This window comes from Paenibacillus sp. J31R30 (genome assembly GCF_059692115.1).
This window is the reverse complement of the sequence record NZ_JCAUAV010000010.1, coordinates 24,326-47,673: the sequence shown is the minus strand read 5'-3', so window position 1 is coordinate 47,673 and position 23,348 is coordinate 24,326. Positions and strand designations below refer to the sequence as shown.

Below are 23,348 nucleotides of genomic sequence, written 5' to 3'. Positions count from 1 at the left end.
AGGTAGCTATGCTATTATATGTGCGGGGTTAAGGCTGTTTTCAACTTCGTCATGGCTCGCTTCTGAATACGAGATACACTCATCTGAGAGATGCCTAGCTGATCTGCAATATGACGTTGGGATTGCCCCACTTGGTAGATCAAACCGATGACTATGCGCTCTTCTTCCTTCAAGCAATCCATCGCATCAGCTAAATCTATCCGTCGCTCTAGCATCTGATAGTCATCTGAGGTACCAGCAATCATATCGCCAATCGTCGCCCCTTCTCCTTCACTTGTGAGGGGAGTGTCTAGCGAAGTGTATTGGTAATAATCACGGCCGGCCAAAATCTCAATCGTTTCTTCTGAGCTTAACTCTAGATAAGCTGCAATTTCATCAACATTCGGTGAGCGCTCCAGCTTAACGGTCAGTTCGTCCAGCGCACGCTGAACTTGCGATCCCTTTTCCTTAATTCGTCTAGGAACTTGTATGTACCACGATTTGTCACGTAAATAATTTTTGAGATGCCCAATAATACTTTTCATCGCATATCCTTCAAACGGCACTTCCATGGCATGATCATACTGCACAAACAGCTTAAGCATGGACATCTGACCGACTTGAAAGAGATCTTCATAGAGGTCAGGACGGCTTCGCGACATTTTACCTACTGCCATCCGAACAATCGGTTCATAGTGCAGCAGCAATGCTGTAGCCGCCTCTGGGCACCCGGTTTCTTTGTAAATCTTCTTTTTTTCATAGATATCATATAAAGGATCGGAAGAATCGGCCGTTACTTTGGCATTCATACCATCTCCTCTTTTCTACTCAGCTGCTTGGTTAGAATGACCTCAGTTCCCTGCCCTCCACGCGCGACCACCTGCACATCATCCATTAAGGCTTGCATAAGAAAGAGACCGAGTCCACCAACCGTAGCTTCCTGAATCGATTTATGGTGCAGTGTTACCTCTTCGGGCTCTGTTTGCACATAGTGAAAGCTCGCGCCTTCGTCCTTCACCGTTATTTTCATATAACCCTCGCTAGGCTCAAACTGAATCTCTACAGTTCCTAGCTCTTCCTCTGCATAGGCATGAAGGATCGCATTGTTGCAAGCTTCCGCAACAGCAACTTTCATATCTTCAATATCTTCAAAGCTGAACCCAGCTTTGGTGGCAACACCATATAAGGTGAGTCGAACAATATCCAAATATTCCGCTTGTGCAGGTATGGTCAGACCGATGTATGGGCTCATATGATCTCTTCTTTCCTTTCGGCTGCGCCTTGATTTCCTTTTAAGCTTCCATTGTTATGCAAATAGCTGGAAACACCCGTAATTTCGAATAACCGTCTGACTTTGGGCGGGATATGGTCGATCTGGAACGAAGCGTGCATAGCAGCCCTTACTTTAATGGCGGAGACAATGAGCCCGATTCCCGTGCTATCTATATATTTTAACTCTTTTAAGTCTAAGATGAGCGCCTCCTCCTCTTTCCTAACCACAGAGTCCAGTACATTTGCTAGTGAAGAGGCAGCTGAGAGATCGAGCTCCCCGCTGAGATATATCCTATTTTCTTTTCCATCCGACTGTTTGTAAAACATAAATTTACGTATCGCGTTCACGTGATGACCCCTTTCTACTTCATCGTACCGGTTTGCGGTGATGACTTCTTAGCTTTGATTTTATCCCAAATTTCCAGTGAAATGGTTGCGCCTTGCAGGATGGCCTTCAACTTACTACTAAGCGGTGAAGCTTTCCCAGACATCTCCTTTGGTTTGACAGAAGAGAGAAGGCTGGTTGCGGATTGTTTGACTGAAGCCGATAGTTCATGGATCACTTGACCGACATCTTGCACCGAGCTGAACAGATGATTAAGCTTGGAAAGCTTCAGTCGCATATCGATCGCGACCTCATTCGTATTGAGAATGACATCCTTCACCTCTGAACTGATCTCCTTCACTTCATTTTTCATTTGACCCATCGTTGATGTTATCTCATCAAGGGAGTGCTTCAATGATTTTAAGGTTTGGATCAAATAGAAAACAAGGAACGCAAATGCAATAGCTATTATGCCTACACTTATTTGAAGCAACATGGGAATCCCTCCTATTTGCTTGCTTACTTCGTAGTTACCCATGTTAGAGAAAGTTGAAACACATGAGGTACATCACATTTTTATACAAAAGCAACTGTTTCATCTGACCCTTGTTCGGGTAATTAGCTGTTATGCACAACTATACCAACTAAGTGGAGGGACTCTTATGGTAAACATTACAACAGTAACGAAGGCTAGCCCGCTAACCGATATGCTCGATAAACAGGTCGCCAACTTCTCTGTACTCTATATGAAGCTGCATAATTTCCATTGGTATGTAAAAGGGGAGCATTTCTTTACCCTACATGTCAAATTCGAGGAATTGTATACGGAAGTTACACTACATTTGGACACGATAGCTGAAAGAATGCTTTCCCTTCGTGCGATCCCGACAGCCACCTTGCTAGAGCATCTTCAAATGGCCTCCATTAAGGAAGCGAAGAAGGCTGACAATGACGGTAAACTCATGGTGGAACAGCTCGTTGATGACTTCACTCTGTTGTGCTCTGAATTAACAGAGGGGATCCAGTTAGCTGAAGACCAACAGGATCAGCCTACAGCGGATATGCTGATCACGATCCGCTCTTCCTTGGAGAAACACAGCTGGATGCTGGCGGCTTATCTCGGCAAATAGGACATGATAGAAAAACCACGGTTTGGCGGTTATTCCGTCATTCCGTGGTTTTTGCTGCTAACATATTTAACTAATGTAACCTCAGTGCCATTCGTTGTATCGATCAGGACTTCATCCATTAACGCTTCCATGAGATAAATGCCCAATCCACCGGTGGCGAGCTCGCTCGGAGTCGTCCCCGTGAATGGACCCGTTTGCCGACGATAACTATGCTCAGGATCCCCTGCACCATTATCCTTCACTTTCACCCGGAGTACATCGTCACTAAGCTCAAAGCTAATTTCGATGTGACCGCCGGCATTTCCCGGATCCGCATGCAGAATGGCATTATTACAAGCTTCAGAGACCGCTACTTTCACATCTTCGATATCTTCGTAGGAGAAACCAAGCTTCGTTGCTACGCCAAATAGACTGAGCCTGACGATTTCTAAATATTCCGCCGCTGCAGGGATGTGTAAGCGAATGACGTTCATGCGCTGCCTTCGACCCCTTCTTTTAGAAATCCAGTAATGCCTGTCAGATCAAAAAGCTTTCTAATGCCTGCCGGAATGTCCCGCACGGCGAATGGCGCCTTGAGCTCATCGCGAAGCTTCAATGTGGAGACCACGATGCCAATTCCTGTGCTATCGATATATGTTAATTGTCTCAAATTGAGGATCAACTCTTTGTCTTCCCGATGAATAACGGCTTCCAGTGCTTGACGGAATGCTTGAGCTGCTGCCAAATCTAACTCCCCACGAACATGAAGCTGTATCGATTTCACCGATTCTTCTTGATCAACCTGGAACTTTTCCATTGACATGAGCCACACTCCCTATTGTCATTTCCTAAATAGTAACAAGCCACGAGCCTTTATACAAGTTATGCACCGCTAAGCGCGGTACCTTTCTCCGACTCCACCGGTTTGTCCCATATGTCGCCTGCCGGACACAGACATCGGCGCAGGATAATGTCGTCCTACCACCGCTTTTTCTGGGATTACCGTAACATGGGTATCTCCAAGATTACCTACAATGGCACCATCTTTGATGACCGCGCCCTCGCCTATTATCGCATTAAGTACCTGCGCCTGCTTTCCTATTTGAACTCCTGGCATGATGACACTGTTGATCACCCTGCTGCTCACACCAATACTCACCCCATCGGACACGACGGAATGACTGACATTCCCTTCTATTCTACTGCTATCGCCAATCCAAGCATTATTCACTCTTGCCGTGATCCCCACGTATCCTTTCTTCTCATATCGCTTTGCCGTGATAACCGACCATTGCTCGGTATCGATCTGCAGATGGGGTGTATACCCCAGTAAATCCATATGTGATTCCCATAGACTAGTCAGAGTACCAACATCTTTCCAATAGCCATCAAACGGATATGCGGATAAGTGGGCGCCTGCAGCCAGCAGGTGAGGAATGATATCGTTGCCAAAATCATGACTTGAAGTCTCATCTCTCGCATCGCGCACCAAGACTTCCTGAAGCGTATCCCAATTAAAGAGATAGACGCCCATGGAAGCCAAATTACTAGCAGGTTTGAGCGGCTTTTCAGCAAATTCGGTAATTCGGTGCCTAGCATCCGTGGTCATAATACCGAATCGACTCGCCTCTTTCATCGGGACGGGGGTAACGGCAATCGTAGCAACAGCACCTGTTGTTTTATGATGGGCAATCATTGCCCGATAGTCCATGTTGTAAATATGATCTCCCGAAATAATTAACACATAAGCTGGATCGTAGGATTGGATGAACCCTTCATTCTGATAAATGGCATCCGCCGTACCTGAATAAGCATTAGACGTGCCCGCTTGCCTTTCTAGAATAGAGAGCCCGCCTTGTTCACTCCCCATCCCCCATGCTTCCCCATTCCCAATATGAGCATGAAGGGCAGCGGGCTTGTACTGCGTAAGTACACCGACTGTGTGGACTCCTGAATGATGGCAATTGCTCAAAGAAAAATCAATGATTCGATATTTCCCTCCAAAATGTACGGCCGGCTTTGCTATATGCTTGGTTAATGGGCCTAGTCTGGACCCCTCACCACCGGCTAACAACATAGCTACACATTCCTGCTTCATCATCGTCATCTCATCCTTTCATGGAAGATATGTTCGATTACCCTACACCTTCTTACACGCAAAACGGGATATTGAAACAATAAACGCGCAAGTTTACCCCATCTAGGAATAAACTTGCGCGTTATTAGCTAAGGAGCCGTTACCATCACAAGGCACATATCATCGTGTGAGGAGCCGCTTTTGGCATAGGGATAAATGCGTTCGATCAGCCCCTCCGGATCATGTGCCGTCATCTCTTTGGCGCCCTCTATAATTGCAGAAATACCATCCCGCTCGTCATTCTCAATCCATTCTGTCAATCCATCTGTGAATAAGACAATCTGTGCTTGCTTCTCGTAAGTCGCGCAACCTTTGGTAATCTCAATCCCATCAAAAAAACCAATCGCACAACAACCTTCTGTCAATAGCTTCACTTCACCATCGAGCAACGCAATGCCTGCTGGATGTCCAGCGTTCACATATTCAATCGTGCGCTGTTCGGCATCAAGAACCATATAAATCGCCGTAAAATAATAATTAATGAGACTATCCGTCACATGCAGCTGACTCATCCGCCGATTGAGCTCCTGCATCACATGTTCCGGATCACCGATGCCCGTGATCGTATCCTTCAAAGCAGAGTAAATGTACATACAAACTAAGGATGAAGAGATGCCATGTCCCATCATATCGAGTAAAATTATGCCGTACTGATGCGGTCCAATCGGATACCAGGCATAAAAGTCACCTGCCAACTCCGATGAAGGCTTGTACACAGCCGAGATTTCGATGTGATCATTCTTCAGCGGATTACTAAGCACACTAAGCTGGACCTGTTTAGCTAAATCGAGCTCATACTTAATCCGCTTATCCCTTTCTTTATGCCAATCCTTCTCATATTTCAAGCGGAGCGTCGACCGAATCCGAGCCAGAAGCTCCACTTTGTTAATCGGCTTCATCACATAGTCCAGTGCTCCCGCATCCAGTGCCTCCGCCAGCTTATTGGAATCCCCCATGGCCGTTACGAAAATGATCGGAATATCCTTCAAACGCTCATCCGCCTGCACCGTGCGGCAAGCTTCTACCCCATCGATTTCCGGCATCATCATATCCATAAGGATGAGATCCACCGTTACCTCCGCTTGATCAGATGCATCCATACCCAAAACGTTATAGAGTTCTCTTGCCGAGGACAACGCAATTAATTCTGTGTAACCCGCTTTATCCAAAATCTTTTCAATGATTAATAAATTGGTCTTATTATCATCCACAATTACAATACTCATTGCGCTAACCCCTTTCGGGTAAACAGGAAACTGAATCCCTATTCTTATAGTCTATCATATATCCTATAACCCTAACGCTGACAATTCAATCAGATAGACTTGAAAATCATGCGATTGCCAATATCCTATACCCTGTTTCAACTTAACGCTAGGCGGGTACATCTAAGTAGGAAAGCCTAACACCTATACCCCAAATTAAAGGAGAGATGACGTATGAGTGAAACAGTCGAGACGAACAAAGGTGGATTATGGTTGGGTCTAGTGATTGGTGGTGCCGTCGGCGCAATAACCTCATTGTTAATTGCCCCTAAAGCGGGGTCGAAGCTGCGCAAAGACCTCTGGAGCACCTATCGTACTTGGCAGGATAAAACGAACCAGATCGCCTCCACGCTAGGTCATAAAACCGAGGATGTCGTTGCCAAAATGAGTGATACAACGAAAGACTTCACCTCTTCGGTGAGTGATAAAACCAAGGATATCGCTTCCTCAGTAAGCGATAAGTCGAAATCCATTGCGGATTCCGTCAGCCAAAAAACCACCGACCTCGTAGATACAGCAAAAGACAGCCAACAACGAGTCACCGACTCCTTACAGGCTGCTAAAACAACGTTTCAAAATAATCAACACTAACCTTGCTGCGATAACGTTCATTCAGCAATAAAGGAGATCATTCATATGGACAAACATGCCTTGCATCAACAGTTGACTGACCTTGGATTAGAGCGGATGGAATACTTGGAGAAGTCTGTGTACCGCATTGACATCTATAACGATGCGACCTCAGCTTCCTATCCGTTAACATTAACCACGGTAACCTCGGAGCACGGGAACACAACTGTACATTTCCATGAAGCCGATTTCGAAGATAACCAATTCGTTCCCCTTCAGGTTCGCCGGGCTGCGCTGGATAAATTAATTGAGCTAGAGCAGATCTGTAACAATTCTGCTGGTAAATCATTGGAAGAAGCCAACAACGGTTCTATGGCTCAGGATATGGAAGAAATGAAGAAGCTCGGGAATGAAATGAAGCATATGAAAACCAATAGTGAGCTCATCGAGCGTGATATGGTTCCTGATCCGATTCAGTAGTTGCTGGAAAGGGTAGGCTGATGATGGAAATGACAAAACACCTAATCCCTATAAGGAATTAGGTGTTTTATTTTGTGCCATCCTTAGGCCTTCGGATGTACCATATCTTCTGGCTTAACGTAGCTGTCGAATTGCTCGGCCGTTAAGTAGCCGCTACGAACAGCTGACTCCTTCAGGGTCAGCCCTTCCTTGTGGGCTTGCTTCGCAATGCTGGCTGCTTTCTCATACCCGATATACGGGTTGAGGGCTGTAACCAGCATGAGCGATTGCTCGAGATTGCGCTGAATCACCGCGCGATTCGGCTCCATGCCTGCGAGGCAATGATCGTTGAACGAGCGCATGCTGTCAGCCAGCAGCCGCACGGACTGCAGGAAGTTGTGAATGATAACGGGCTTGAACACGTTCAGCTCGAAATTGCCTTGACTAGCCGCGAAACCGATGGAAGCATCGTTGCCCATCACCTGGCACACGACCATCGTCATCGCTTCGCTTTGCGTAGGGTTGACCTTGCCCGGCATAATCGAGCTGCCGGGCTCGTTCTCCGGAATCGTGATTTCACCGATTCCGCAGCGGGGACCGCTCGATAGCCAGCGAACATCGTTGGCTATCTTCATTAAGTTCGCCGCCAGCGCCTTAAGCGCGCCGTGGGCGTAAACAATCTGATCATGGCTGGTCAGCGCATGATATTTGTTCTCGGCCGAGACGAAGCGCGTGCCCGTCTCGCGAGTCAGGGCTTCGGCGACGCGGGCGCCGAACTCGGGATGCGCGTTCAGCCCCGTGCCGACGGCGGTGCCGCCGATCGCGAGCTCGCGCATCGTATCCACGGCGCTGCGCACCATACGCGCCGTCATGTCCAGCATCGCCCACCACCCGCTGATCTCCTGCCCCAGCGTCAGCGGGGTCGCGTCCTGCAGGTGGGTGCGGCCGATCTTGACGATGTCGGCGAAGGCCGACATCTTGGTGTACAGCGTTGCCTGCAGCAGCTCCAGCGCAGGCAAGAGCTCTTGCTCTACCGCGATGACACCGGCCACGTGCATCGCCGTTGGGAATGTATCGTTCGAGCTCTGCGAACGATTCACATCATCGTTGGGATGGATGCGTTTGGCATCATCCCCGAGCAGTTCGCTGCCTCGGCGAGCGATCACCTCGTTGACGTTCATGTTCGACTGCGTCCCGCTGCCCGTCTGCCAGACAACGAGCGGGAACTCGTCGCCCCAACGGCCCTGCACGATTTCGTCGGCCGCTTGCGAGATCGCCTCCGCTTTCTCCGGCGGCAGACCGCCGAGGTCGCGGTTTACGTGTGCGGCGGCTTTCTTGAGCAGCGCAAAGGCACTAATCAACCGCGCCGGCATCCGCTCGGTGCCGATTTTGAAATTCTCGAAGCTGCGTTGGGTCTGAGCCCCCCACAACTTATCCACAGGTACTCTGATTTCTCCCATGGTATCACGTTCTAAGCGGTATTCTTGCGTCATACATGCCCTCCTTGTTCAGTCCAAAACGATTCATCTTTATTCTATACTCACGAATACCCACACTTGGGTAAACATAAACACACCTCGCCTAGTTTCCCCTAATATTGGCTTGTTATGAGCCGCAACTGGTTATCCTACTATTAAGCGAGCTATAATGGTGGATATTGGGTAAAGCAAACCTGCCTTTTGCACTCCTACGGTCAAGTTGTACTTGGTACAACTTGATGTTTAAAATTGTGCGACATTCGTACGAATGTTGCAGTTGATACAACATTTTGAGACGATTTTGGTGTATTTGATGGAAATAAACCAATAATGTTGTACAAAGTACATTATTCCTCCTATATTCATTGATTTTCTAACGATAATGTTGCATGGAATGCAACATGCGCTATCTGAACGAGGGGGCTGGATTGCGATCTGGGTTTGGTTTAGCCTATGCTCAAAAACAGCCCTAACTATCCGCCCGCTTCAGTCACACACGACAATTAAACAAAGGAGATAAAATGATGGAAACAAAGCTAGCGATCATCGTCCGTTCCACAGAGATTGATGTGAATGGGCATGTGAATAATGCGAAATATTTGGAATATCTCGAATGGGGGCGCGAGGAGTGGTATGAGGCTTGCGGGCTATCTTACGAGACTTTTGGTGACCTTGGGATTCAAACAGTAACGGTGAATATCAACATTAATTACCGCAAAGAGTGCAAACAAGGGGAACAGCTTACCGTCAGCTGCCGACCTGAGCGAATGGGTCGTTCAAGCTATGTACTGCAGCAGGAGATCCGCAACCAACAAGGTGAGCTGTGCGCTGATGCGCTCGTCACGAGTGTAACGATGGACAGCATAACGCGTACAAGCCGGGAGGCCCCGGCGGAGTTAAGGAAGTATTTTGCCTAAGCAGCCCTGTTGGTTGCACGTCTTAAGCTAATCTCATGTCAATTTCGCTGGACGTGTTATCGGACAATGAGCAAGTGACGGCGCATCAGGTACGAATTCAGCCAGCTTACGCATGAAATAGCACGACTCCGGAAAATGATGATCAAGAAACCGAAGTGTGGATTTCGATAGCAATTGATCATTGCGGTATTGAACGACGATGCGCTGCACGAACTCATAGAAAGCTTTCACGGTTCCCAATACTTCCTTAGCGAATTGAAGCTCTGCTGGGAAGCCTGGGGGCGTGAAGCGCAAGTAACCTTGCATCGCACGATTTTTCACCATGTAGGACGAAAATACCGTAGCAAATTTATCCGTTTCTGCACTAAGTATACCCTCTACAGGGTCCAATAGACCTTTTAGCAGTACCGCATGCCCTAACTGGTCTTCCAGCCATAGATCCAACAACTGGGTCAACGTAAGAGGCACAGCTGGAGCCCCCTGAACCCAGTAGGTGAGCTGCCGCAGATACTCTCTATTCTCATTGATTGTCCCGTTAAAGTAAGAGGGAGTCAGATTCAGATTGACGCGATTCCACAGCCGCATATGCTGCATGAGCCCTTCTAGCCTACAGTAAGCGTCTGCAAGGGGATACACACTCCTCGCGAATACCTGCATGTTGGGAGAATCAGCTGCATCTGTCGATGAGAGCCCCTTTGCTTGCCCAATCGCATCTTGAAAGAGCGGGATATACCTCTCCGCTTCCTTCCACCACTTCGTTTCACTTGGAGATAAATAATCCCTTAGAAAATGCGCATGATCCTCCAGTACCTCGAGCCAGAATAGATGCTCCTCCTTCACTGACATTCCTGCCTCTTGCATTTTGCAGTTCCCTCCTCCGCACGCCATTTCTTTCATAAAATGTATGAGAGGCAGGGTGCCTATAGACCCTTCACCTTCAGGGTTCAGAAGGCATTGGATGACTGCGTGACTTTCTGCTTTTGATCCAAGAGACGATGGGATAAATGAAGAACAGACTCTCGATGAATAGAGCAAACGTTGCCCAACTGCTATCGAAATATTCCGCCAACTCAACCGGGTTCTTAGCTAAAATAAGCGAAAGCGAGACAACAATCGCCGCCAGCGAGAATGTAATCGGTTTGTAGTTACTTAGCGATAGGGCTTGTGAGAAAAGCAGCGTCCCTAACGTAAAAATAATACTGAGCTTAATAAAATAGCCTGTGAACCAGATCGAGACAATTAACGCATCTGTGTTGCGTAGAAAATCGCCCAAATGCAAGAATCCGGTAAGCTCTAGCGCAGGATAAACTAATGTAGCGGCAAGTTTAGGTCCGAAGAAAAACATCATAAGCAGAAATTCTACAATGAGAATGTAGGTGCCGGCCATGGAACCGATCCATACGATTCTTCTGGTTATTTGTTTGGTATTTAGCTGTGGAACAATAAATGAAAACATAATTAATTCGCCATACCACGGGATAATGGAATACGTTTGTGCCCACAGCACCTTCCAATCATGAATACGCACAAATTCCAACCACATGGGTGTATCCATGGCCGAAATAAAAAATAACGGCTTAAACAAGAACAGCACTCCTATAAATAAAAAGCAGCCCTGTGCGAATCTGAAAACGGTAGAAACACCCGATTGTGTCAAAGACGCCACCGCAGCCATTACTAGCACAGCTACAGCGGCAGGCGGTGTTTCCCGCAAATAAGTCGGGATAAAGAAGTCGGTAAACTCGCGCAAGATATAAGCAGCCAAATGTAGAAAAAAGAACGATAACAGAAACAGAATTCCCTTATGCATGTACTTATTGATGATCGTACCGCCGTACACACCGAGATAGCTCGCGGGCTGGCGCATGGCGAACCTCAGGCTGAACGTTGCTATCGCTGTGCCGAAGATCGAGGCAAGTAATATGCACAATCCGCCATCAAAGGAGGCCGCACCTGCAAGAGGACTGATGAGGAAGGCGATTGTCGTAGAAAATATGAACACGAAGGTCAAAGCCCCCAATTGCAGTCCTGTCACTGTTCCTTGCTGCTTCAACCGTGCCGCCTCCCTGCATGCCTATCCTTGAATAATGAAGTTCTGAATCGGCTCAAATAGGAAACGAATCGCGTGACTGGGATTCACCCACTCCGGCCAGAAGATACTGATGGTGCCAAAAACAAACGCTAAACCGGTAACCGACAGAGCAAGTTTCCTTTCTTTCGGACTTGCGGATTGACGTCGCAGCAACGATATTTGATAAATCAGGATACATCCAATACCCATGATTAAATACAACAAGGAATGAAATCTCCTTTCGAACTTATAGTTTGGCTGAACGGCTTATGCCCGTGCTTCGCAAGACAACATGAACATGAAACTCCGGATCTGTGTGTGTAAACATCATCTCGCGGGGGCTTTCCGCCCATTCCTTCCACATGCCAGGGTATTTATATTTCACTAATTCGCTCCACTGAAACACATCTGCCTGATGATCTTGCGCTTTGTCGGCGGCAGATTGAACCATTTGATTTATACGGTCATTCACGGCCTTCTCCACCAATTTGATATTTTCTGGGGAGCTTAAATTCATATTGGATTCAATTGAAATCAGATCTGCTTTTGCCTGAATGGATACCCGAATTGTGACCCTGCTCCCATTGCGTATCGCTCGCGTTCTATGCTTCACATCAATGAGCCTGGCGCTGAACACCCCCCCTTGATCTGGGAGTTGCCCCGTAATAATCATCTCAGGAATAGAATTCATCAGAATCAGAATTCCCAACGCTTCTTCATTCGTAAATTTGCCTGTAACAGCGCCATTTTTCATGATCGCAGCGCCTCCAACCCCCGACCACTTCACTGTCTTGGCCTCTGAGAGGAGTTTAATGTCACGCAAGCTTAATTCCGGAATATAAGAGTCGCCTAAGTTATTCCATTGGGCATATAATAATTCTCGGATTCGGATTGGAGGAATTCGCTTGGTATGGGCCGTTTCTCGCCAAATTTCCGTTGGGAACCGTTCAAAAACAGACTCTAGCTTCGCAAGATTCCTGGCAATGCCATTGAAATAGAACACATAGACAGGCAGCCTGAAATCCGTAGCACGGATCAAATGATCAAACAGAGTGGTCAACCCCGCGCGTGCGAAACGATCACCAATCACGATGACTTGCATCTGTCCCCACGTAACCGACCTCGGCAACTCTGCCTGAATATGCTGGAGCGCCTCGGCAATATCCTTACCTTTGCCTGAAATCGAAACGAACGGTTTTTGATTGACACTATTCGAATTGAGCCCATTCGAAATGCGATTCGGCAGCATGAAAAGCGTAGAAACTTCCGTCTGCCCATCTTCGTTTAAATCAACGAGCATGGTCGATACGAAGGTGCGGTCGTTAAGCTCTTGTTTGGACCAGCAACCGGTTAATCCCGTTGGGACAACCGTGATAAGCCCCAGCATAACAACAAAACGCTTTACATTTCTCAACATTACTGGCCCTCCCTGAGTGATCAAGGTCGTTTCTTGCTAATCCAATTCGTCCAAGGAAATCGGCCTGCGGCATCCCTCATCTGTTCAGACTTATAAGGAATGAACGGTGCAAGATAGGGGGTGCCATAAGACTCCAGGGATAACAAATGAATATAAATAAAAAAGACCCCAATCAATAATCCGAGAAGCCCAAATATCGCCGAGATGAATAATAGCGTAAACCGGAGAAATCGAATCGTTAAGGTGAGTGAAAAATGCGGCACAACAAAGGATGAAATCCCTGTGAGGGCCACAATGATGACCATCGGCGCACTCACGATGCCAGCTTGAACAGCCGCTTCCCCGATGACAATGGCGCCGACGATGGAGATCGTCTGTCCCATCGTTGTGGGGATGCGCTGGCCCGCTTCTCGCATGACCTCAAAGGTTACCTCCATAATTAAAGCCTCCAAGATCGCTGGGAACGGGACAATATCCCTGCTTGCGGCCAAGGAGATCAACATATTATAAGGAAGCATCTCCGGATGAAAGGTCGTGATGGCCACATAGGCAGATGGCAAAACTAGACTGACTGCAAAAAATATGTATCGCAGCAGACGAATCCAACTGCTGTAGAAATAACGCTGATAATAATCTTCTGCCGACTGCATAAATGACAATAAGGTCGCGGGGGCGACCAGATTACTTGGCGTTCCGTCTGTCAGCAACGCCAAGCGACCTTCAAATAAAGAAGAAACCACTACATCGGGTCTTTCTGTATTCAGCATTTTCGGAAACGGAGATATGATTCGTTCGTCTAGTACCTCTTCTAGAAAGCTGCTGTCCGGAACGCGATCCGTTCGAATCTCCCGAAGTTTGGATGTAAATTGCTGCACGATATCCGGATCACATCGTCCATTCATATAAAGCAAGAGGACAATTGTACGTGACTCACTCCCGATAATAAATTGCTCAATGACAAGATTCTCGCTTTTGATGCGCTGACGGATCAGCGATAAGTTGGTCCATACATCTTCTACGAAGGATTCCTTCGGACCTCGAATCGTCTTCTCATTCTCCGAAACATTCACTTCTCGCTTCGCTTTTTGAGGAAATGGGAACAAGACGGCCGCCGTCTCACCGGAAATGCATAGTAAGACATGTCCGTCCAACAAACCTTTTAATGCTTCTTCTGGCGTATGTGCAACGGTATACGTTGTCGGGAAAAACGTGTGACTTTGAAATATTTCTGCGAGACGCTCTTCGTGAAATCCCTGATATGGCTGCAATAATGTGAGCAGTACATGCGTTTGCAGCATCTCCAAATCAATCGCATCCATCATATAGTAAATTGTGCAAATGAACTCATCTTGCTCAATTTTTTGGGAGACAATATCCGGGCGATCTCGCAACTTCGCTCTAATCCATTGCGTCAATTCCATAGACGAGGATTCCTTTTTGGTAGTAGTTTCCTCCGACTTGGCATTAATTATGCATCCGACTGCGAAGCCATTGGAAATATATACATAGCCATCTTACACACTATCTGTGGATAACTTCTGGCCGATCGGCGTCGGAAGACCATCCATGCTGGTCATATTTTTCGCTTGCCAATAGTCTAGCAGTCCTTCATCGCCTTTGTTCGTTGCCCAATCCTGCAGCGTATTACGCTCACCTTCATAGGTGTAAAAAGGAATGCTGAAGCCGCAAGACGTTTTCACCTCATGGATGTCTACGACCATGATCTGGCGCGCTCCCGGCAGCAGCTCGAACTTCGGCACTAGTAGACCCCACTCGCTAGAGCCTGGGAGGACTACGCGCCCTTTGCCATACAACCGCAGAATCATCGGCGGTCCTTCGATCGCCATGAACATGATGGTGATGCGGCCATTCTCCGCCAGGTGCGCGCTGGTCTCATTCCCGCTTCCAGTGAGGTCCAAATAGGCCACTTCATTCGCAGATAAAACCCGCAGTACGTCATGCCCCTTCGGTGATATGTTGACATGACCTTCGGCAGATAACGGTGCCGACCCCACGAAAAAGATATGCTGTTTCGCGATAAATGCCTCATGCTCCGGCAGCAGTGACTCGAATGATTTCCCCATATTGTCGCTCAACACCTTTCCATTTTCTTCTATTATGTGCTCCATAGATCTATTTGTGAAATACATAAATTTCACGTATTTCATAGGAATTACCTATAGCAGTTCATCTCTATGTATCAATCAAGTCCTCGCCGACAACTTTTACATATTTTTGGAATTCGCAGGTTAAAGTAAGGGGAACTGATGTTGAAGGAGGGAAAACGTGTGAGACAAAGTCCATCGATTGAGGCGGCAGAGCCCTATTTCCACCAACTTTTCTCCGAACAAAGCGACTTTCAATCGAAACAGCTGGTCATTGGAGGAACAGTGTTTAAGCTGTTTTATTTCGACACGTTGGTCGATTCGTCCCTCGTTCAAGATTTTATTCTGAAGCCGCTGTTTCTCCGCCCTCAGGACTCTGTCCGTGATGCCGTGACGATTCTCGACTATGCTGAAACGGAGCATTTGGATGAAGCGGTTCAAGCCATTTTGTACGGTAAGGTCGTACTCTATCATAGCGGAGACAGTAAGCTTTACCTGCTTGGGGTGGATTTAAAGAAGGAGCGCTCTATCAATATCCCGACCAACGAACGGGTTTTACGCGGTGCGAACGAAGCCTTCATTGAGAATTTAGATACCAACATCAATCTCATGCGCAAGCTAATTAATTCTGCAGAATTCGTCGTAAAAACATATACGATTGGACGGCTATCGCGGACGAAGGTAGCTGTCATGTACATCAAGACGATTGCGCAGACAGCGATCGTTGAGGAAATAGACCGACGGCTTAATAGCATTGACATTGACTATGTCGAGGCGCCAGGATTTATCGACGAGATGATCCGGGAGAAGAAATTCAGCCTATTTCCACAACTGCTCATTACGGAACGTCCAGACCGCGCACGTGCCTATTTAATGGAAGGGAAAGTCGTCGTTGGAACAGCAGGGTCACCAGACGCGATCATCCTGCCGGTAACGTTCTGGTCTTTCTTCCAAAGTCCTGATGATTACCAAGTCAGTTGGCTGATAGGCACTTTTTTTCGGCTTTTGCGCATTAGCTGCCTTTTTATTACGATTGGCCTGCCTGCCATTTATGTAGCGGTCAGTGCCTTTAATCCACAACTGCTGCCGATCAATTTCGTCAATACGCTGCAGAGCTCATTGAAATTCATTACCTTCCCGCCGGTGCTTGAGGCGCTTTCGATGATGTTCATGCTTGAGATTTTAAGAGAAGCAACCATTCGGCTGGCGAGTCCCGTCGGCCAAACCATCGGCGTAGTAGGCGGTATTGTTATTGGAACGGTGGTCGTGCAGGCCAATTTAGTTTCCAATACCATTGTTATCGTAACTGCTTTAACGGGACTTGCCTCCTTTGTCCTGCCTTCATACGAGATGAGCAGTGCGGTTCGCTTGCTAAGCTATCCTGCGCTCCTTCTTTCCTCGTTGTTCGGCTTGTTTGGCCTTGCTTTCTTCTCCATGATAATTTGTATACATCTGTGCCAAATGACAACGATGGGACTCCCTTACTATACGCCGCCCTTCTCCTTCCGTGATACGAAGGATACGCTGTTTAGGGCACCGCTTTGGAGCTTGCGTAAGCGCCCTATAGGAACGATTTCGAGCAATCGAATAAGGATACGAAATCCAAGGAGTTGGAAGCGTTGAGAAAGGAAGAAACCATCACTGGAAGACAACTGATCTCGATAGTTGTTATGGCTCAGCTCGGAACCGAAGTATTATCGCTGCCCCATGTAGAGGCTGGAGTTGCGGGCCACGATACGTGGCTGGCTGTTTTGCTTGGCGGACTTGCCGCACAAGTTGGTATCATACTGCTTTGGTGGCTAGGCAGCCGATACCCAACGCGTAACTTTTATGCCTACCTCCCACTGATAGTAGGTAAACCGATTGGAGCAAGCATCAATTTGTTATTTGGATGCTATTACACCCTTTCCGGACTCTTGTTGACCTTACTCTATAGTGACATTTTAAAAAGATGGCTGTTTCAACTCACGCCAAGGTGGGTTCTCATTCTTATGCTTCTCATTGTGTGCGGCTATGCCGCTACTTCAACGCTGAAACAGCTTGCTAATGTATCGCAAACCTTTATGATCTTCGCTTACATAAGTTTTTTGCTAATCGTATTTAGCGGAATCTACGGTCTTAATGAAAAAAATTTGCTGCCGGTTTTGCAAGGCGGTTGGTATCCGATTATGAAGGGCGTGTATACCGCATTTAGCGCTTATGTTGGTTATGATCTACTCCTTTATGCTTACCCGTACGTGCAAACCAAAAGCAAAAAAAAGCTTCTGCTTGCGATGACACTGGCGAACGCCTTCACAGCCGTATTTTATATTGCCGTTTGCCTGATCTGCTCTATGAAGTTCAGCTTGACACAGCTTAAGGTTATTCCGGAACCGATCATTTTTATATTAAAGAACTATCGGGTTGATATCTTACAGAGCATTGACATCTTGTTCCTCATCTTCTATGTATGCATTGTATCAGCAACGGTCTATGTGTATTTCTTTATGGCTGCTAAAGCATTCGTGCATCTACGCAGTCAAGGCTTGGGAAAGCAGCATGTATGGGTATGGGCGATGGTAGGCGTTTGTCTCCTTGGAGGTTTCTTCCTAACGAAGCGTAACGACATTCTGCAGGTTGCTGCGATTCAAGATATCGTGTCCATCACGTTGATCGTAGGTCTTCCAGTCGTTCTTCTCATCATTTCTGGGCTGCGTGGCGCGGGGAGGAATGAGATATGAAGAGAGTGATTGCTTCAATCATCATCTGCCTGCTGCTGACAGGATGCTGGGATCAGTTACATCTAAAGAAACTGCTTTTTGTCGATGTGATCGGCGTAGATTACGAGGGTGACAGCAAGCAACTTAAGGTCAGCTATGTGATTTCCTCACTTCAGAATGCCAATCAGGGGGGAGGTACCCCGAACAACTTATTCATGGAGTCAACAGGCGATAACATCTATGACGCCGTGAGTAAAACAAATAAAGAATTCCCTGGTGTCCTCTCTGTACTGGAAACCAGGTTATTTCTCATAAGCACCAGATTCGCCAAAGATCAGCCTCTGAACTATTTGAATATTACCAGCCAATTCATAGCCAATCCGTTATATGGCTATCTTGCGGTATATGACGGCGATCTTACGAAGCTGCTGAATAAGAAAAAAATTAAAGATCAGACCATGTCGGAATTTCTGGTAGGCTTATTAGAAGAGGATAAGGAGAGGGGCAAAATCCCTTCTAACAAACTAGTCCATTTTATTCTTGGGGGCTCTGGGTTCATTAACGACTTTGCACTTAATCGGTTCGAGCCTTATGAGAACGGGGTTCGGCTCGCTGGCACCTCCTTATTTCGAGACGGGAAGTATACTGGCGTCAATCTAGATGATGAGGCTACCCAGCTAGCTACTCTGATGGATGGCACATCGGGCAAAATCCAGCTGCTCATGGGTAAATTGGGCGAACAAAATTACTCAGCTCTGGTGCAGAACGCCCATCGAGATTTCCATATTAACGAAAAGGATAACATTCTTCATGACATTGAACTCTCGTTAGACCTGGATCTTAAATTAATCGAAGCAGGACTTGGATCTAAAAAACACACGAAAGACATGCTCAAAGAGCTAGAAAAGCAAATCGCAGCTGACATCACGGCAAAGGCATCTAACGTGCTTGCAACCTTGCAGAAGACGAACTGCGATTACTTAGATCTTGGACATGAGGTTGCAGCCTATCATCCTAAGCTTTTTGGAGGCATGGACTGGTGGCGTGAGCAGTATTCAAAAATCAGTATTACACCAAAAGTGAAGATCAAGATTCTTAACACTGGCATTTTGGAATAACGTCAGCAAAAAACTTACGATATGTTTGCATATTTCCCCTCCATCTGAAGAATACTTAGTTGGTTGAATCCTAGCTTATGCTTACGATGCCAGTTTTCTGGCGAAAAATTGAAGGAGGTGATCGTACCATGTCAACGACGAATAGTAATGACGACGTAGTCAGTCACGCTATTAATGCTGCTCAGGCGAATGCTGAAGACAGCCAATCTCAGCAACAAGTAGAGGAATTGTCTGCTGCGCTGCAAAGTTCAACATCCAATACTAATGATGAGGAAAACACCTCACAGGAATAATTCGCTTCAGTTGCGCACCCTAACCGAGTTGTAGCAGGTAGACGTACCTGCCAACTTGCAAAATAAAGAGCTTTCCCTCACGCCAATTGCGATGTAGGGAAAGCTCTTTATCTTTGCTTATAGAATGAATTCCATGCCATGCATTGAACCAAACGCCCAGTTTTTGAATATGGTGTAGCAAAAACGTTGGGATGATGAAACTTGAACGACTTAGAATTGGAACACCAGCCCGTCAGCATACAAACGTATAAGGTGCTTCATAACAAATTAGATCTGATGTACCCCTCCGTCATTCACTTGACTCCTGAAACGGTACAGCATCAGATTAACACGACGATCGTCAATGCGGTGAACAAACAGCTGCACGATCAGGGCTATCTCACGAACCCCATGACTGAAATAACTGCTTATTATGAGATCAAGACCAATGAGCGCCGCGTACTAAGTCTATCTTTGATGAACTATGCTTTTTCGGGCGGAGCTCATGGACTCACGATTCAAAATTCGTTGACCTTCAGCACGGAAACTGGAAAAAGCTATACGCTGAACGAGTTATTTAAGCCAGGCAGCGATTATGTTGCTAAAATTAGTGAAATTGTTGCCGCCGAGATCAAGCGCCGTGAGATTCCTTTGTTGGTTGAGTTTAAAGGCATTCGCCCTGATCAAGACTTCTATATCGCGGATAAATCGCTTGTTGTTTATTTCCAAGTCTACGAGTTAGCGGCTTATGTGTATGGATTCCTCTACTTCCCGATTTCGGCGTATCTCCTTCAAGACATCATTGCAGATGACGGCCCGCTGGGCAAAATGATGTATTAGTGCTGGCTACACGCAGACGATAATCTGTCGGCTGAAATTGCCCTTGTTCACGGTGCAGCGTGAATCAATGTGGAAGCCCGCTTTGATCAAAAGCGTGTCGATCTGCTCTGTTGTGACAATCACCGCGCGCCGTGCTAACTGGCGGGCAGCCTGCAGCATCTCCAGCTTCTCTTCCTCCGGAAGCACGGAGCAAAGATTGTAAGGCATGTCCAGGATCAGCGCATCGTAGCTGGGCCTTGAACCGGCAGGATGCGGAACGAGCGTCCGCATGTCTGCGATCTGGACCACGTCCGGCATGCCGAAGTGGTCCAGATTCACCCGCGCGCCGCGCACGGCCAGCGGGTTGATATCGCAGCCCACAATGTCGATGCCCATCGACATCGCCTCCACCAGCACCGTGCCGATGCCGCAGCACGGGTCAATGACCCGCGTGCCCGCCACCTCGGGCACGGCGATGTTCACCACCGCCCGCGCGAGGCGCGTACCCAGGGCGGTGGAGTAATTCTGTGGCTTCTGCTGATGCTGAAGCCACACGGCTTCGCCGTAGCTGCCCTCGCCGAACAACCACCGGCCTCCCAGCTCCGTCACGGCGAAATACTGCTCCGGCCTGCGCATCTCGGCCTTGCCGCGCAGCTGAAGACCTAGTTCGCGCTCGACGCTCCGCTGGCGGTCATAGCTGACCGCTGTGTCCGTCTCCGCGAACACAACCTTGAACGTTGCCCCGCGCACGGTCAACGTGCTCATCTGCGTGGCCAGCGCCAGCAGGCTGTCGGCCTCGAGGGCAACATCCATCCGCAGCTTTAGAAACGGGCTGCGGCTCGGCTCCACCCTACGCGCGCTGACTGCGTAGCGCGCACCAATAACAGCTTCTGCGCCTAGCAGCGTGCGCAGCTCTAACTGACATAAGGCCTGCTCATCCTCATGACAGGCAAATACATAGATATGTTCCTTACTCTTTCGCTCTATGTTTTGTTCCTTACTCTCTTGCTGCTCTATGCTTTGCTCCTTACTCTCTTGCTCTATGCCTTGTTCCATACTCATATGCTCCATACCCTCGCTCTTCCCTTAACGCTAAGCAAATTCCTGAATAACCTGCTTCACGAATGTATCCATCGTTTTGCACAAAAACATATCCTTCCGATACACAATGCCCACTTCCTTCTGTGGAACAGGATCGATAATCGGGATCGCGCAAAGCTTCTGCTCACGCATCTGAGAACCCATGCCCTCCACATAGGATTGAGGCAGAATCGCCCCGCATACATGATTTTTGGCCATCTGCAGCAGAGATTCGAGCGTAGACAGCTCCACAATCGGCTTCCAAGCAAGACCCCTCTGCGCGCAGCAATCGTCCATCAATTGCCGAACGTAGAACTTCTGCTGCAGCATCGCAATCGGAATCTCTGTCAGCTCCGCCAACCGAATCTCCTTCACCTGATCTTGGGCAAACGCATGCTGAGCCGATATCACAAGCTGAAGCTTCTCTTGGTACAGTGGGATACACCGCAGCTGCTCGTCCTCCTCCGGCAAAAAAACCACGCCAACATCCAACTCATTGCTCAGCAGCTTTTCTTTGGTCTCTTCGGTAGCCAGCTCCATGACGGAAAGCTCAATATTCGGATATTTGGCATGAAACGTCATGATCGTCGCCGTCAGCAAATGATTCCCCGAGCAGCCGATCCTTAATCGCCCGCGCTGCATCCCTTGCAGCTCATTCATCGCCATCTTGGCTTGCTCCAGCTCGTGAAAAATGTTGCGACTATGCTTGCGCAGAATCTCACCCGCTTCGGTCACGTACACTTTTTTACCCATGCGCTGAAAAAGCGGAGATCCCACCCGATCCTCCAACAATCGGATCTGCTGACTGAGCGTAGGCTGGCTAATGCCCAGCTTCTCTGCAGCTTTGGTGAAGTGCAGTTCCTCACACACTGCCAAAAAATAGACCAACAACCGATAATCCACCTAGCGTCCCCCGATCATAGTTATTAACTATGATAGTAATTGATAAATCGCAATTGATCAATGATTGCGAATTTTCTATAGTTAAGGGTAAAAGATTGTGAGAACCCTCCAACTGAAAGGTGGCACAACGTATGTACGGAAGCATTCGCATAGAACAAAATCAAAGCGGCAAACCCATGCCTAATTTAGATGAGAATCTAGGATTTGGAAAGCATTTTACAGCGCATATGTTTATGATGGATTATGAAGAAGGCACAGGTTGGCACGATCCTCGCATCATTCCGTATGGTCCGATTTCTCATGATCCCGCGGCGATGGTTTTCCATTATGGGCAAGCGGTTTTCGAGGGAATGAAGGCTTTCCGCACCGAGAGCGATGAAGTTGTTTTATTTCGTCCGGATCAAAATGCCAAGCGTTTAAATCGCTCTAGTGAACGGCTCAGCATCCCGCAATTGGATGAAGAATTCGTTGTTCGTGCTATTCAAGAGCTAGTTCGCATCGATGCCGCATGGGTACCGAAGAAGAAGGGTTCTTCTTTGTACATCCGTCCGTTCATCATTGCAACGGAAGGCGTGCTAGGTGTCCGCCCATCCTTTACTTATTCCTTTATTATCATTATGTCGCCAGTGGATGCTTACTATGAGGAAGGGCTGCAGCCGATTAACATCCTTGTGGAAAGCTATTATGCGCGATCCGTGCAAGGCGGGACAGGCAATGCCAAAGTAGCCGGCAATTACGCAGCCAGCTTGAAGGCACAAATGCTGGCCAAAGAGCATAACTGTGCGCAAGTACTATGGCTCGACGCCATCGAGAAGAAGTATTTGGAAGAAGTCGGCAGTATGAACGTCTTTTTCAAAATTAACGGAGAAGTCGTCACGCCAAGCCTTAGCGGCAGCATTCTAGAAGGGATCACGCGTGGAAGCATTATCCACCTGCTCAAGGCATGGGGTATTCCGGTATCCGAGCGTAAAATATCGATCGATGACATCGTCCAGGCCCATGCGAATGGGACGCTGGAAGAAGCATTCGGTACCGGCACCGCTGCGGTCGTATCGCCTATCGGCAGCTTACTGTGGAACGGAACGCCAATGGTCGTGAACCATGGGGAGATCGGTGAGCTCGTGGAGCGACTGTACACAACGATCACCGGTATTCAAAGCGGCAAGCTGCCGGACACGTTTGGCTGGATGTTAAAGGTTTAAATCTATCATGCCTGTGTCGCTGCGCCACATCTACGCATCAACATAACAAAAAGGCACCCTGCTGGGTGTCTTTTTGTATCTTCTTCACACTTTGGGTCCAACAGCTGGCTTGAAAGGGAACGTGGTTCCGCTATTTCATCTCCAATGAACA

27 protein-coding genes are annotated in these 23,348 nt (G+C 47.7%); 10 read left to right on the top strand and 17 right to left on the bottom strand.

All coding sequences use genetic code 11. The features are described 5' to 3' along the window. Window positions 1-14 precede the first annotated feature (14 nt). From AC58QO_RS25540 to AC58QO_RS25525, 4 genes are read right to left on the bottom strand one after another with little or no spacing between them, the layout of a single operon-like run. Window positions 15-788, bottom strand: coding sequence for a sigma-70 family RNA polymerase sigma factor (locus AC58QO_RS25540; RefSeq protein ID WP_497270508.1), 774 nt, complete (start codon window positions 786-788; stop codon window positions 15-17). After that, a complete protein-coding gene (gene rsbW, locus AC58QO_RS25535) occupies window positions 785-1,231 on the bottom strand; it encodes an anti-sigma B factor RsbW (protein ID WP_497270507.1) in 447 nt (148 codons plus the stop codon). The genes AC58QO_RS25540 and rsbW (AC58QO_RS25535) overlap by 4 nt, the downstream gene beginning before the upstream one ends. Beyond that, entirely contained in the window at window positions 1,228-1,599 is a 372-nt protein-coding gene (locus tag AC58QO_RS25530; protein ID WP_497270505.1) for an STAS domain-containing protein, read from the bottom strand. Before AC58QO_RS25530 ends, rsbW (AC58QO_RS25535) begins: the two co-directional genes overlap by 4 nt. Window positions 1,600-1,613: 14 nt before the next feature. Continuing rightward, complete coding sequence (locus tag AC58QO_RS25525) at window positions 1,614-2,072, bottom strand: DUF948 domain-containing protein (RefSeq protein WP_497270503.1); 459 nt, start codon at window positions 2,070-2,072, stop codon at window positions 1,614-1,616. A 166-nt stretch (window positions 2,073-2,238) separates the two neighbouring features. On the opposite strand from AC58QO_RS25525, the gene AC58QO_RS25520 reads away from it, so the two are divergent. Next, the gene (locus AC58QO_RS25520) at window positions 2,239-2,706 is read left to right on the top strand and encodes a Dps family protein (RefSeq protein WP_497270501.1); all 468 of its coding nucleotides are present in this window, start codon (window positions 2,239-2,241) and stop codon (window positions 2,704-2,706) included. A 29-nt stretch (window positions 2,707-2,735) separates the two neighbouring features. On the opposite strand, the gene rsbW (AC58QO_RS25515) is transcribed toward AC58QO_RS25520, so the two are convergent. The 4 genes from rsbW (AC58QO_RS25515) to AC58QO_RS25500 all read right to left on the bottom strand — a co-directional run bounded on the left by rsbW (AC58QO_RS25515) (window position 2,736) and on the right by AC58QO_RS25500 (window position 6,048). Continuing rightward, on the bottom strand, window positions 2,736-3,179 hold the full coding sequence (gene rsbW / locus AC58QO_RS25515) for an anti-sigma B factor RsbW (protein ID WP_497270499.1): 444 nt from the start codon (window positions 3,177-3,179) through the stop codon (window positions 2,736-2,738). Continuing rightward, the gene (locus AC58QO_RS25510) at window positions 3,176-3,508 is read right to left on the bottom strand and encodes an STAS domain-containing protein (RefSeq protein WP_497270497.1); all 333 of its coding nucleotides are present in this window, start codon (window positions 3,506-3,508) and stop codon (window positions 3,176-3,178) included. Before AC58QO_RS25510 ends, rsbW (AC58QO_RS25515) begins: the two co-directional genes overlap by 4 nt. 69 nt (window positions 3,509-3,577) lie before the next feature. Next, window positions 3,578-4,786 (bottom strand): glucose-1-phosphate adenylyltransferase, encoded by a 1,209-nt coding sequence (locus AC58QO_RS25505; protein WP_497270496.1) that lies wholly within the window; start codon window positions 4,784-4,786, stop codon window positions 3,578-3,580. Window positions 4,787-4,911: 125 nt separating this feature from the next. Continuing rightward, window positions 4,912-6,048 carry a PP2C family protein-serine/threonine phosphatase gene (locus AC58QO_RS25500; protein WP_497270494.1) on the bottom strand — a complete coding sequence of 379 codons (1,137 nt, stop codon included), beginning with the start codon at window positions 6,046-6,048 and terminating at the stop codon, window positions 4,912-4,914. 213 nt (window positions 6,049-6,261) lie between these two features. Here AC58QO_RS25500 and AC58QO_RS25495 point away from each other — a divergent pair, with 213 nt between their 5' ends. Both AC58QO_RS25495 and AC58QO_RS25490 read left to right on the top strand, forming a co-directional pair. Next, a complete protein-coding gene (locus AC58QO_RS25495; protein WP_497270492.1) occupies window positions 6,262-6,678 on the top strand; it encodes a YtxH domain-containing protein in 417 nt (138 codons plus the stop codon). 45 nt (window positions 6,679-6,723) lie between these two features. Then, a complete protein-coding gene (locus tag AC58QO_RS25490) occupies window positions 6,724-7,137 on the top strand; it encodes a hypothetical protein (RefSeq protein WP_497270490.1) in 414 nt (137 codons plus the stop codon). An 83-nt stretch (window positions 7,138-7,220) separates the two neighbouring features. Here the strand turns inward: AC58QO_RS25490 and fumC are convergent, their stop codons facing one another. Continuing rightward, a complete protein-coding gene (gene fumC / locus AC58QO_RS25485; RefSeq protein ID WP_497270489.1) occupies window positions 7,221-8,609 on the bottom strand; it encodes a class II fumarate hydratase in 1,389 nt (462 codons plus the stop codon). Between the two features lie 509 nt (window positions 8,610-9,118). On the opposite strand from fumC, the gene AC58QO_RS25480 reads away from it, so the two are divergent. After that, on the top strand, window positions 9,119-9,511 hold the full coding sequence (locus AC58QO_RS25480; protein WP_497270487.1) for an acyl-CoA thioesterase: 393 nt from the start codon (window positions 9,119-9,121) through the stop codon (window positions 9,509-9,511). A 33-nt stretch (window positions 9,512-9,544) separates the two neighbouring features. Here the strand turns inward: AC58QO_RS25480 and AC58QO_RS25475 are convergent, their stop codons facing one another. The 6 genes from AC58QO_RS25475 to AC58QO_RS25450 form a co-directional block, all read right to left on the bottom strand. Beyond that, window positions 9,545-10,372 carry a DUF2935 domain-containing protein gene (locus AC58QO_RS25475; protein ID WP_497270486.1) on the bottom strand — a complete coding sequence of 276 codons (828 nt, stop codon included), beginning with the start codon at window positions 10,370-10,372 and terminating at the stop codon, window positions 9,545-9,547. Between the two features lie 76 nt (window positions 10,373-10,448). Then, the gene (locus AC58QO_RS25470) at window positions 10,449-11,564 is read right to left on the bottom strand and encodes a GerAB/ArcD/ProY family transporter (protein WP_497270484.1); all 1,116 of its coding nucleotides are present in this window, start codon (window positions 11,562-11,564) and stop codon (window positions 10,449-10,451) included. A 21-nt stretch (window positions 11,565-11,585) separates the two neighbouring features. Next, window positions 11,586-11,807, bottom strand: a complete 222-nt coding sequence (locus AC58QO_RS25465; protein WP_497270482.1) for a hypothetical protein — start codon at window positions 11,805-11,807, stop codon at window positions 11,586-11,588. 22 nt (window positions 11,808-11,829) lie between these two features. Next, entirely contained in the window at window positions 11,830-12,999 is a 1,170-nt protein-coding gene (locus tag AC58QO_RS25460; RefSeq protein WP_497270480.1) for a Ger(x)C family spore germination protein, read from the bottom strand. Between the two features lie 20 nt (window positions 13,000-13,019). Further along, window positions 13,020-14,420: a spore germination protein gene (locus AC58QO_RS25455; RefSeq protein ID WP_497270478.1), complete on the bottom strand. Its 1,401-nt coding sequence runs from the start codon at window positions 14,418-14,420 to the stop codon at window positions 13,020-13,022. Window positions 14,421-14,513: 93 nt separating this feature from the next. Further along, complete coding sequence (locus tag AC58QO_RS25450) at window positions 14,514-15,083, bottom strand: pyridoxamine 5'-phosphate oxidase family protein (protein WP_497270476.1); 570 nt, start codon at window positions 15,081-15,083, stop codon at window positions 14,514-14,516. Window positions 15,084-15,287: 204 nt separating this feature from the next. Between AC58QO_RS25450 and AC58QO_RS25445 the strand changes: the two genes are divergently transcribed. From AC58QO_RS25445 to AC58QO_RS25425, 5 genes are all read left to right on the top strand, one after another. Beyond that, a complete protein-coding gene (locus tag AC58QO_RS25445; protein ID WP_497270474.1) occupies window positions 15,288-16,727 on the top strand; it encodes a spore germination protein in 1,440 nt (479 codons plus the stop codon). Then, window positions 16,724-17,824 (top strand): GerAB/ArcD/ProY family transporter, encoded by a 1,101-nt coding sequence (locus AC58QO_RS25440; RefSeq protein WP_497270472.1) that lies wholly within the window; start codon window positions 16,724-16,726, stop codon window positions 17,822-17,824. Before AC58QO_RS25445 ends, AC58QO_RS25440 begins: the two co-directional genes overlap by 4 nt. Then, complete coding sequence (locus AC58QO_RS25435; RefSeq protein WP_497270470.1) at window positions 17,821-18,921, top strand: Ger(x)C family spore germination protein; 1,101 nt, start codon at window positions 17,821-17,823, stop codon at window positions 18,919-18,921. Before AC58QO_RS25440 ends, AC58QO_RS25435 begins: the two co-directional genes overlap by 4 nt. Before the next feature lie 128 nt (window positions 18,922-19,049). Further along, the gene (locus tag AC58QO_RS25430) at window positions 19,050-19,214 is read left to right on the top strand and encodes a hypothetical protein (protein ID WP_497270468.1); all 165 of its coding nucleotides are present in this window, start codon (window positions 19,050-19,052) and stop codon (window positions 19,212-19,214) included. Between the two features lie 201 nt (window positions 19,215-19,415). Further along, complete coding sequence (locus AC58QO_RS25425) at window positions 19,416-20,033, top strand: DUF3298 and DUF4163 domain-containing protein (RefSeq protein WP_497270466.1); 618 nt, start codon at window positions 19,416-19,418, stop codon at window positions 20,031-20,033. 6 nt (window positions 20,034-20,039) lie between these two features. Here the strand turns inward: AC58QO_RS25425 and AC58QO_RS25420 are convergent, their stop codons facing one another. Then, on the bottom strand, window positions 20,040-21,068 hold the full coding sequence (locus tag AC58QO_RS25420) for a TRM11 family SAM-dependent methyltransferase (RefSeq protein WP_497270465.1): 1,029 nt from the start codon (window positions 21,066-21,068) through the stop codon (window positions 20,040-20,042). Window positions 21,069-21,104: 36 nt separating this feature from the next. Then, window positions 21,105-21,995: a LysR family transcriptional regulator gene (locus tag AC58QO_RS25415; protein WP_497270463.1), complete on the bottom strand. Its 891-nt coding sequence runs from the start codon at window positions 21,993-21,995 to the stop codon at window positions 21,105-21,107. A gap of 131 nt (window positions 21,996-22,126) precedes the next feature. Here AC58QO_RS25415 and AC58QO_RS25410 point away from each other — a divergent pair, with 131 nt between their 5' ends. Then, window positions 22,127-23,197: a branched-chain amino acid aminotransferase gene (locus AC58QO_RS25410; RefSeq protein WP_497270461.1), complete on the top strand. Its 1,071-nt coding sequence runs from the start codon at window positions 22,127-22,129 to the stop codon at window positions 23,195-23,197. Window positions 23,198-23,348: the final 151 nt, after the last annotated feature.